The organism is Hypericibacter sp., from assembly GCF_050729195.1.
Taxonomy (GTDB): domain Bacteria; phylum Pseudomonadota; class Alphaproteobacteria; order Dongiales; family Dongiaceae; genus Hypericibacter.
In genome coordinates this window covers 1-10891 of record NZ_JBOHKS010000276.1, presented here as the reverse complement: position 1 = coordinate 10891, position 10891 = coordinate 1, and the positions used below count along the sequence as shown (strand labels likewise).

Annotated in this window: 8 protein-coding genes; 7 read left to right on the top strand and 1 reads right to left on the bottom strand. The window is 66.7% G+C overall.

All coding sequences use genetic code 11. The features are described from left to right. The 7 genes from ACREE8_RS22440 to ACREE8_RS22410 form a co-directional block, all read left to right on the top strand. The coding region (locus ACREE8_RS22440) for a hypothetical protein (protein ID WP_431575246.1) at positions 1-209 on the top strand (209 nt) is incomplete at its 5' end. 184 nt (positions 210-393) lie between these two features. After that, positions 394-1002 carry a TetR/AcrR family transcriptional regulator gene (locus ACREE8_RS22435; protein ID WP_431575245.1) on the top strand — a complete coding sequence of 203 codons (609 nt, stop codon included), beginning with the start codon at positions 394-396 and terminating at the stop codon, positions 1000-1002. Further along, positions 999-4376 (top strand): acyl-[ACP]--phospholipid O-acyltransferase, encoded by a 3378-nt coding sequence (locus tag ACREE8_RS22430; RefSeq protein WP_431575244.1) that lies wholly within the window; start codon positions 999-1001, stop codon positions 4374-4376. Before ACREE8_RS22435 ends, ACREE8_RS22430 begins: the two co-directional genes overlap by 4 nt. A gap of 84 nt (positions 4377-4460) precedes the next feature. After that, on the top strand, positions 4461-6269 hold the full coding sequence (locus tag ACREE8_RS22425; protein ID WP_431575243.1) for an adenylate/guanylate cyclase domain-containing protein: 1809 nt from the start codon (positions 4461-4463) through the stop codon (positions 6267-6269). Between the two features lie 231 nt (positions 6270-6500). Then, the gene (locus tag ACREE8_RS22420) at positions 6501-8246 is read left to right on the top strand and encodes an NAD+ synthase (protein WP_431575242.1); all 1746 of its coding nucleotides are present in this window, start codon (positions 6501-6503) and stop codon (positions 8244-8246) included. A gap of 53 nt (positions 8247-8299) precedes the next feature. Then, positions 8300-9607: a nicotinate phosphoribosyltransferase gene (locus tag ACREE8_RS22415; RefSeq protein WP_431575241.1), complete on the top strand. Its 1308-nt coding sequence runs from the start codon at positions 8300-8302 to the stop codon at positions 9605-9607. A gap of 19 nt (positions 9608-9626) precedes the next feature. Then, entirely contained in the window at positions 9627-10403 is a 777-nt protein-coding gene (locus tag ACREE8_RS22410; RefSeq protein ID WP_431575240.1) for a hypothetical protein, read from the top strand. Here the strand turns inward: ACREE8_RS22410 and ACREE8_RS22405 are convergent. Beyond that, a partial coding sequence (locus ACREE8_RS22405) for an SDR family NAD(P)-dependent oxidoreductase (RefSeq protein ID WP_431575239.1) occupies positions 10400-10891 on the bottom strand: 492 nt, incomplete at its 5' end. The genes ACREE8_RS22410 and ACREE8_RS22405 overlap by 4 nt on opposite strands.

Sequence of the window (10891 nt, the reverse complement as noted above, 5' to 3'; positions counted from 1 at the left end):
CACGTACTTACTTGGTTGCATCCATCTTTTTAGTCATCGCTGTTACAGCGCTTCCGTTTTGGAAGGTGCCAGATTACGCGTTCGGTAAACTCTTGAAGCGAATCCGGCACAATGGATTTCGAAGAATGGCGGTTCGCCTTGGCGTAGAGTTTGATCCCAAGTTTCTTGACATCGATTGGGATAGCGGCACCCGCGAGCGGCATGACTAATAACCAGCAAATGTGGTGTAGATTCCTAAGATATATTGCCACCCCGCAAAGCCCTTGGCGTCAGGTCGATGCACCTGAGCTACGAGAACTCAAAGCTGGATCCTACAGGACGAAGGATCTTGCGCCGAACCCGGGAGAATGCCATCCTATGTGAACATATGTTCACATGCAAGGCCGGCGGACGATGCGGGCGGCGCTGCTTCAGGATGGCGGAAAGGCGCGGATTTCGGCGGCGGCGATCGAGCTGTTCGGCCGCAAGGGCTATGACGCGACCACGATCCGCGACATCGCCGAGACCGCCGAGATGTCGCTGGGCGCGCTCTATCGCCATTACGCCAACAAGGACGAGCTCGGCCGCGCGCTCTATGCCGAGGCGATCGCGCTCTGGTCCGAGCGGCTGCTCGAATCCGCGTCCGGTCTCGACGATCCCGCAGCGCGGCTCCGGGCCATGACCAAATTCTTCTGCCGCGCCTTCGACCGGGACCCGAATCTCTTTGCTTTCCTGCTGCTCAATCAGCATGGTCCGGCGCGGTCGTTCGATCCCAAGGCGGCGAACCCGCTCAAGGTTCTCGAAGCGGAGATCAAGCGCGGCGAGCAGGACGGCCGGATCCTGCCGGGCAACCGGCATCTGCGGGCGCTCTGCGTCCTGGGGGCCGTGCTGCAGCCGGCGGCTTCCTATTCACGGGGCGGGAAGACGGGGCTGGGAGCACTCGCGGAAGAGATCGCGGCGGCAGCGATCCGCGCCGCGGGCGTCATCGAACCAACAAGAAGATCAGGGGCGGGCATCCAATGACGGACGGCAATCACCAGGCCGGGGGCTATGGCGCCCTCCTGCGCCGGCGCGGGTTTCTGGCACTGATGGCGGCCCAGTTCCTGGGCGCCCTCAACGACAACATCCTGAAGATGACGGTCGTGCTGATCGCGACCGCCGCCGCCGGCACGGACTCGGCCGAGGCTGCCTCCTTCATCGCGCTCGCGGGCGGCGCCTTCATCCTGCCCTTCCTGCTGTTCTCCGGCTGGGCCGGCCAGATCGCGGACCGCAACCGCAAGGACCGCGTCATCGCCTATGTGAAGCTGTTCGAGGCTCCGATCATGCTGCTCGCCATTCCGGCGCTCATGAGCGGCAATGACTGGGCGATGCTGGGATCGCTGTTCCTGATCTCGACCCAGGCCGCCTTCTTCAGCCCCGCCAAGTACGGCATCCTCCCCGAAATCCTGGATACCGCGCAGCTCTCGCGCGGCAATGCGCTGCTCGAATCCTCGACCTTCCTCGCCATCATCCTGGGCGCCGTCATCGGCGGGGTGCTGTTCGACCTGGTGAGCCATGCCACGATCGGCTGGCTGATGGTGGGATTTGCGGTGGTCGGCGCCTTTGCGGCCTTCCATACCGAGCGCGCGCCGGCGCCGCGCGAGAAGCGCCGCTTCTCCCTGCGGCCCTCGGCCGACCTCATCCCCGGCTTCAAGGCGATCGCGTCCGACCGCGGCATGATCATGACCGCCGCCGGCATCACCTGGTTCTGGCTGCTCGCGGCCTTCCTGCAGATGATGGCGATCCGTCTCGGGCGCGAGGATCTGGGGCTCGGCGGCGGCGGCACCGGGCTGCTGCAGGCCGCCATCGCGATCGGCATCGGCCTGGGCTCGCTCGCCGCCGGCCGGCTCTCCGGGCCCAAGGTCGAGCCGGGGCTGGTGCCGCTGGGCTCGGTCGGCATGGGTGCCGCCTCGCTCTGGCTCGCCGGAGCGACCGGTTCGCTCAATGCCGCTCTCCCGGCCCTGGCGGCGCTGGGCTTCTTCGGCGGCCTCTTCATCGTGCCCTTGAACGCGGCCCTGCAGCAGAAGGCGCCCGTCAGCGAGCGCGGGCGCGTCGTCGCCTGCGCCAACATGATCGGCACGGTCGGCATCCTGCTGGCTTCGGGCCTCGCCTGGGTCATGGGCAGTGCCCTCCAATGGAGCACCAGCGCCGAGATCCTGGCGGCCGGCATCGGCACCTTCATCGCAACCGCGGTCGCGATCTGGCAGGTCCCCGAATATCTCGCGCGCTTCCTGCTGTGGCTCGCGACCCACACGCTCTACCGGATCCGGATCGAGGGCTCGGAGAACGTGCCGCAGCACGGACCCGCCCTCATCGTCTGCAATCACATGTCCTTCGTGGACGGGCTGCTGGTGGGCGCCTGCGTGCAGCGCTTCGTGCGCTTCATGGCCTGGTCGGGATTCTTCAAGGGCGGCTTCGGCTGGTTCCTGCGGCGGATGAAAGTCATCCCGGTCAGCGGCAAGGATGCGGTCAGCGCCATCAAGCGGGCGCGGGCCGAGCTTGAGGAAGGCCATGTGGTCTGCATCTTCGCCGAGGGCTCGATCAGCCGCACCGGCACCACCCTCCCCTTCAAGCGCGGCATGGAGCTCATCGCCGACGGCCTCGACGTGCCGGTCATCCCGGTCCATCTCGACCAGGTCTGGGGCTCGATCTTCAGCTACAAGGGCGGCAAGTTCTTCTGGAAATGGCCGGACCGGCTGATCCGTCCGGTGACGGTCAGCTTCGGCAAGCCGCTCGCCAAGCCCAGTGCCTGGGCCGCGCGCCGCGCCGTGCTGGCGCTCGGCAGCGACGCCTGGGCGCGGCGCCACTCGGCCAATGATTTTCTCCAGATCCGCATCCTCAAGACGGCCAAGCGCCGCTGGCGCAAATGCGCCCTCATGGACACCACCGGCCGGAAGCTCACCTTCGGCCAGACCGCGATCGCCTCGATCATCCTGGCGAAGCGGCTGCGCGCGCAGAAGCCCATGGTCGGCATCCTGATGCCGGCCTCGGTCGCCGCGGCGTTGCTCAATGTCGGGCTGATGCTGGCCGGCAAGACCCCGGTCAATCTCAACTTCACCGCCGGCCCCGAGGCGATGGCCTCGATGATCCGCCGCTGCGGCATCGAGACCGTCATCACCTCGAAGGCCTTCCTCGAGAAGGCCAAGCTCGAGACGCCGGCCGGAGCGCTCTATGTCGAGTATCTGCTCGCCAATATCTCGAAGCTCGACAAGCTGAAGGCGGCAGCGATGGCGCTGCTGCTACCATCGTCCTGGATCGCGCGCATCCTCGGCGGGGATTTCAGGGCCGCGAAGCCGCCCGCAACCGTGATGTTCTCCAGCGGCAGCACCGGCGAGCCCAAGGGCGCCGTGCTGAGCCACAAGGCGATCATCGCCAATCTCGAGGCGGTGGCGCAGGTGCTCTGGGTCGACCGTGACGATGTCATCGCGGGCGTGCTGCCTTTCTTCCACTCGTTCGGATTTACGGGAACGCTCTGCCTGCCGCTGGTGGCCGGCATCGGCGCCGCCTATCACGCCAATCCCCTGGATGCGAAGGCGATCGGGCCGCTGGTCAAGAAATCCTCGGCGACGATCCTGCTCGGCACACCGACCTTCCTGCAGACCTGGACGCGCGCCGCCGATCCCGGGGACATGAAGACTTTGCGTCATGTGGTGACGGGGGCCGAACGCCTGCGGCCCGAGATCGCCGATGCCTTCGCCGCCAAGTTCGGTCCTCGTCCGCTCGAAGGCTTCGGCATGACCGAGATGGGGCCCGTGGTCGCCGTCAACGGCATGGATGTCGAGGATGGCTCGGAGGCTCAGGCCGGGCATAAGGACGGCACGGTCGGCCGCCCGGTCCCCGGTGTTGCCGTGCGGACCGTCGATCCCGACACGTCCGAGGAAGTCCCGGACGGCACCGAGGGCATGCTGCTGGTCAAGGGTCCGGGCATGATGGATGGCTATATCGGCGATCCGCAGCGCACGGCCGAAGCCATGGTCGATGGCTGGTACAAGAGCGGCGACATCGCCCTCATCGATTCCGACGGCTTCATCAAGATCACCGGCCGGCTCTCGCGCTTCTCCAAGATCGCGGGCGAGATGGTGCCGCATGGAAGGATCGAGGACGCCGTCCTGACGATCCCCGGCGTGCGCGCGGCCATCGTGGTCGCCGCCCCCGACCCTGCCAAGGGCGAACGCATCGTCGTGCTCTATGAAGGCGACGCCACGCCCGAAGCCGTGCTCGAAGGATTGGGCGCCTCGGGCCTGCCGAAGCTCTGGCTCCCCAAGCGCGACGGCGTGCATAAGCTCGACGCGGTGCCGCTGCTGGGCTCGGGCAAGGCGGATCTCAAGAAGGCCAAGGAGATCGCGGCGGCGGAGTAAGGGACGGTTGAGGCGGAGGCCGCGCGCATTGGCCTCAAGAACCCGCGGTGCTAGGATCGCTGTCTCGCGTCAGGGGAGCCTCTCGTGGCATCGGAGCAGATCCAGCGCAAACTGGCGGCGATCCTCGCGGCGGACATCGCTGGCTATTCGCGCCTGGCAGGTGCGGACGAGGAGCGCACGCTCGCCCGGCTCCGCGCCCTGCGCAGCGATCTGATCGACCCTCTGATCCAGGTGCATCACGGCCGCGTCGTCAAGCGCACCGGCGACGGCAGCCTCGTCGAGTTCCGCAGTGCCGTCGAAGCGGTGCGCTGCGCCATCGACGTGCAGATCGGCATGGCCGAGCGCAATGCCGGGTTGCCGAGCGACCGGCGCATCGACTTCCGCATTGGCATCCATGTCGGCGACGTGGTCGAGGAGAGCGATGGCGACCTGATGGGGGACGCCGTCAACATCGCGGCCCGGCTCGAGGGCGTCGCCGCAGCGGGCGGCATCTGCCTTTCCGAAGACGCCTGGCGCCAGGTGCGCGACCGGGTGAAGGAGCGGTTCGTCGATCGCGGCGAGAAGACGCTGAAGCACATCGCCCGGACGGTGCGCGTGTTCAGTGTCGAACTCGAGGGCGCGCCGGACGCGGCTGCGCCGGCACCCTCCGCCCGCGACTCTGCGACGGCGCCGATCAGCGCCACGGTCGCGCCACCGCATCTCTCGATCGTCGTGCTCCCTTTCGCCAATTTCGGCGGCGACCCGGAGCAGGAGTATTTCGTCGACGGCGTCACCGAGAGCCTGACAACCGACCTCTCCCGCATCGCCGGATCCTTCGTCATCGCGCGGAATACCGCCTTCACCTACAAGGGCAAACCGATCGACGTGAAGGCGATCGGCCGCGAGCTCAATGTGCGCTACATCCTGGAAGGCAGCGTGCAGCGCGGCGGCACTCGCATGCGCGTCAATGTCCAGCTCGTCGATGCCGAGACCGGCAACCATCTCTGGGCCGAGCGGTTCGACAAGCCGCTCGCCGACCTCTTCGACATGCAGGACGAAATCGCGGGCCGGCTCGCCGGCACGCTCAATACCGAGCTCATCGCCGCCGAGGCGCGCCGCGCCGAACGCTCGCCACGGCCGGACTCGATGGACCTGCATTTCCAGGGGCTCGCGGCGGCGGCAAAAGGCTGGGCCCCCGAATATGCGGCGCAGGCGCGGGGCTTCTTCGAACGGGCGCTGACGCTCGACCCCGGCAATCTCGAAGCCCTCGTCGGGACGGCGATGGTCGACATGATGAGCGGCTTCATCTTCACGACCGACGATCGGACGCAGCGCTTCGCGGCGGCGGAAGCCGCGCTCGCCCGCGTGCTGTCGGTCGCGCCCAACCACGCCTGGGCGCATTACCTGGTCGGCTTCGTGCTGATCCATACCAGTCGTGTCGCCCGGGGCATCGCCGAATGCGAGCGGGCACTTGCCCTCGATCCGAACCTGGCGATGGCGCAATGGGCGATTGGCCAGGCGAAGTATTTCAGCGGCCGCGGCGAAGAGACCGAAGCGCATCTGCGCGAAGCGCTCCGCCTCAGCCCCCGCGATACCAATGCCCACATCTGGCTCATGGGGGCGGGGTTCGCGAAGCTGCAGCTTCGCGCGGATGAGGAGGCGATGGCCCATTTACGGACGTCGATCGAGCGCAACCGGAACCTGCCGCTCGCGCAGTTCGGCCTCGCCGCCGCGCTCAGCCATCTCGGCCGCCTCGAGGAGGCGAAAGCCGCCGCCGCCGCCGGGCTCGCGCTCGACCCGACCTTCACCATCAGCCGCATGCGGGCCGGTGCTGTGACCGACAACCCGGTCTATCTCGCCGGCCGCGAGCATATCTATGACGGCATGCGCAAGGCCGGCGTGCCGGAGGGATGAGCGATGCCGGCAAAGACCGGGATGACGGAAAGGTCAAGGCATCGCAAATGCTTGGTTAAGGGTTTATGACGATGCTTGCGCTACTCGCATAGCCTACCCGCCTTTTTCATAGCTGACACCGGCCGCGGCCCGGCCCAATATAAGTATCGAAGCTTCGTCGCATCGCCTCGGGCGATGACGACCCGCTTCGGCCAGATCCGTCCCCTCGGGGGATGAGAACAGGAGCCTTCCATGACCGCCGCCAAAGGCGCTCTCCGCCTCGCCCTCATTCAGGCCAATCCCACCGTCGGCGCCATCGAGGCCAATCTTGCGCGCGCCCTCTCCTTCTGCGAAAGCCACAAGGACGCCGACCTCATCGTCTTTCCGGAATGCTTCGCCTCGGGCTATCCGCTCGAGGACCTTGTGCTGCGCCCGGGCTTCCTCGCCCGCGTGGCACAGGCGATCGAGGGATTCGCCGCCGCGATCCGCAAGCTCAACGGCCCGGCGGTCTTGATCGGCGCGCCGGTGGCCGGCGCCAACCTCCCCTACAACGCCGCCCACTTCATCACGCCGGATGGCGCGGTCCGCACCATCGTCAAGACCGAGCTCCCCAATGACGACGTGTTCGACGAGCGCCGCGTCTTCGCGCAGGGCAACGATCCGCGGCCGCTCGATCTGAAGGGCTGGCGCGTGGGCGCCATGATCTGCGAGGACATGTGGCATGGCCGCGTGACCCGCGCGCTCACCGACGAGCTGGCCGACTTCCTCATCGTCATCAACGGCTCGCCCTACGAGATCGACAAGATGCCGGTGCGCCTCGCCCATGCGCGTGAGCGCGTGCGTGCTTCGGGCTGCCCGCTGATCTATCTCAACATGGTCGGCGGCCAGGACGAGCTGGTGCTGGACGGCGCCTCCTTCGTGCTCGATGCCGAGGGCGAGATCGTGGCGCAGATGCCGGCCTTCACCGAGGCCAGCATGCGGCTCGAGCTCAACCGCATCGGCAGCTGGGCCGAGAATGGCCGCATCGAGATCCGGGGCGTCGAGCAGGAACAGGGCGACATCCTGGGCGAGGTGGTCCGTTATCCCGACAGCCTCGAATCGATCTATGCCGCCTGCACCCTGGGCCTGCGCGACTATATCGAGAAGAACGGCTTCCCCCGCGCGATCCTCGGCGTCTCCGGCGGCCTCGACAGCGCGCTGGTCGCGACCCTCGCGGTCGATGCGATCGGCGCCGACCGCGTCGTCGGCGTGATGATGCCGACCCGCTTCACCGGCAGCGAGAGCCTCGATCTCGCCAACGATCTGTTCCAGCGGCTGGGCTGCCGTCACGGCGTGGCGCCGATCGGCGCCATGTTCGATCCCTATGAGAAGACGCTCGACGAGATCGGGCCCACGCTCATGGGCACGACCCCGCCCGCCGCGGCGCGCTCTTTGACCTCGGAGAATTTCCAGCCCCGCATCCGCGGCGCGCTGCTGATGGGGCTCTCCAACGCCTATGGCGGGCTGGTGCTCTCGACCGGCAACAAATCCGAGATGTCGGTCGGCTATGCCACCCTCTATGGCGACATGTGCGGCGGCTTCAATCCGATCAAGGATCTGTACAAGACGACGGCCTTCGATCTCTGCCGCTGGCGCAACGAGAATCATCGCGACTGGATGCGCGGCGGCCAGAATCCGATCCCGCAGGGCATCATCGACCGGCCGCCGACGGCCGAGCTCAAGCCCGACCAGACCGACGAGGCCTCGCTCGGTGCCTATGAGGTGCTGGACACGATCCTGCGGCTGCTGATCGAGCATCTGCTGGCGCCCGACGAGGCGCTGCGCCAGGCCGAGCGGCAGCTCAACACCACGATCGATCCGGCCTATGTCCGGCGGATCGCGGCGCTGGTGAAAGGTGCCGAGTACAAGCGCCGCCAGGCGCCGCCGGGCATCAAGCTCACCGGCCGTCCCTTCGGCAAGGGCTGGCGCTATCCGATGACGAACCGCGCGAGCCTCTGACCGGCCCCGCGGCGTCCCGCTCGCATCGCGTTTGCCCCGTCGAGGACCCGTTCATGCCCATCATCGATCTCGCCAAGCGCGCCTGGGATCATAATTTCGAGCTCGATCCCGCCGTCCGCAGCCTGCTCGACACCGATTTCTACAAGCTGCTGATGCTGCTACTGATCTGGCAGAAGCATCGCGACGTGCCCGTGACCTTCTCGCTCAAGAACCGGACGAAACGGGTCCGACTTGCGGATGAGATCGCCGAATCGGAGCTGCGCGCCCAGCTCGACCATGTGAAGGCGCTGCGCTTCACCAAATCGGAGCTGATCTGGATCGCCGGCAACACCTTCTACGGCCGCAAAGGCATTTTCCCCGGCGAGTTCATCGACTGGCTGGCGGGCCTGCGCCTGCCCGACTACCAGTTGGAGACGCGGGACGGCCAGTATCATCTGAGCTTCTCCGGCGGCTGGGCCGAGGTGACGCTCTGGGAGATCTATGCGCTCGCGGTCATCGATGCGCTGCGCAGCCGCGCGGCGCTCGCCAAGCTCGGCCGGCTCGAGATCGACATCCTCTATGCGCGCGCGAAAACCAAGCTCTGGGACAATGTGCTGCGCCTGCGCAAGCTCGACAACCTCAACCTTTCCGATTTCGGCACGCGCCGGCGCCATAATTTCCTCTGGCAGGAATGGGTGATCCAGGCCATGGCCGAAGGGCTCGGTCCGAAATTCACCGGCACCTCCAACGCCTATCTCGCCATGAAACATGACCTCGAGGCCAAGGGCACCAACGCCCATGAGCTGCCGATGGTCTATGCGACCCTCGCCGGCGACGACGATGCGGCGCTGGCGAAGTCGCCCTATCAGGTGCTGGCCGACTGGCAGACGCTCTATGACGGCGCCTTGCGGATCATGCTGCCCGACACCTTCGGCACGACGGCTTTCCTGGCGAAGGCACCGGATTTCGCCGCGGGCTGGACCGGTGTCCGCATCGACAGCAAGGATCCCTTCATCGGCGGCGAGGAGATGATCCAGTGGTGGCGGAGCCGCGGCCAGGATCCGAAGAAGAAGCTCATCATCTTCTCCGATGGGCTGGAGATCGGCACGATCGAGCAGCTCCATGCCCGCTTCAATGATCGCGTCCAGCTCGGCTTCGGCTGGGGCACCCACCTCACCAACGATTTCCGCGGCTGCCCGCCCAATGGCGGCGCCGATTTCGACGCCATCTCGCTGGTCTGCAAGGTGACGGCCGCAGCGGGCCGCCGCGCGGTCAAGCTCTCCGACAATCCGCAGAAGGCCACCGGCACGCCCGAGGAAATCGCCCGCTACGCCCGCATCTTCGGCGAGAGCGGACGCCAGGCCCATGACGTCTTCGTCTGAGCTCCGGGAGAACCGAACCATGAGCAAGGCACAGCGTTTCGAACCTCACCTCGACGCCAGGAGCGGCCGGGTCGGGTTCATCGTCGCCGATCTCCAGACCGTTCATTGGGGCCATCTGCGGCTGATGATGGAGATGGCGGGGAATTGCGACATCGGCATCGTCGCCATCGGCTCGACCCAGCTCCATGGCGTCGACGGCCACCCCTTCACCTTCGACCAGCGCAAGGACATGGTGCAGGCGATCTTCGGCCAGCAGTTCAAGATCCTGCCGCTGCAGGATATCGATGCCAGCCTCGAAACCGGCGACTGGCTCAAATATGTGCTCTCGCGCATCGCCTCGGCCAGCCTGCCGGCGCCGACCGACTATTTCACCGGCTCGGCGATCGATGCGCGCTTCTATACGGATTACTTCGCGACCCTCGAGGATCCCTCGATCTCGAATGGGCCGGTCCGGACCTTCTCCTCGCCCAAGGCGGATCGCCGCCTCCATATCGTCGACCGCGCCAGCGCGCCCAATCTATCGGGCCGCGAGATCCGCCATCTGATCGAGGCCCGCGATCCGGAATGGCACAATTACGTGCCGGCGCGGCTCTGGAACTATGTCGAACGCCATTACCCGCCGCATCTCAGGACCGCGATCAAGACCGGCGGCGAGATGCCGGGAGACGTGCCGGTTGGCACACGCTGGATCGCCGGCAGCGATCCAACGGTCATGGTGCTGCGCGACGACGGGAAATGGCGGCCGTCGCGCGAGGGCGGCGACGAGAAGCTGAGCACGCGCCGCGTCGGCAGCTAAATGAACCCGCCATTCACATGGATGACCTGGCCGGTCACATAGCTCGCGTCGCGTGAGGCCAGGAAGGCGATCACGGCGGCGACCTCGTCGGGCTCGCCGGCGCGGCCCATCGGCACCTTCTTCGGGTAATCCTGCCACTGGTCCTGCGACAGGAAGGGCGCGCCATGCTCCTTGCGGATCAGGCCGGGCACAACGCAATTGACCGTGGTGCCCGAAGGTGCCAGCTGGACAGCGAGTGCCCGAACCATCACCTCGAGCGCCGCCTTGGCCGCCCCCGAGATCGGATAGATCGGGTAGTCGTTGCGGAACACATGGCTGTTGTGCGTGCCCACCGCCACGACGCGGCCCTGCTCGGTCCGCGTCAGATCGGCCATGGCCCGTGTCACCAGCCGGTAGAAGGCCAAGGGAATCGCGTCGAAGCAGGCCTCGGCCGCCGCCTGATCGGCCTCGAAGCCGCCCATGACCGGAAAGCCCGCGACATGGATCAG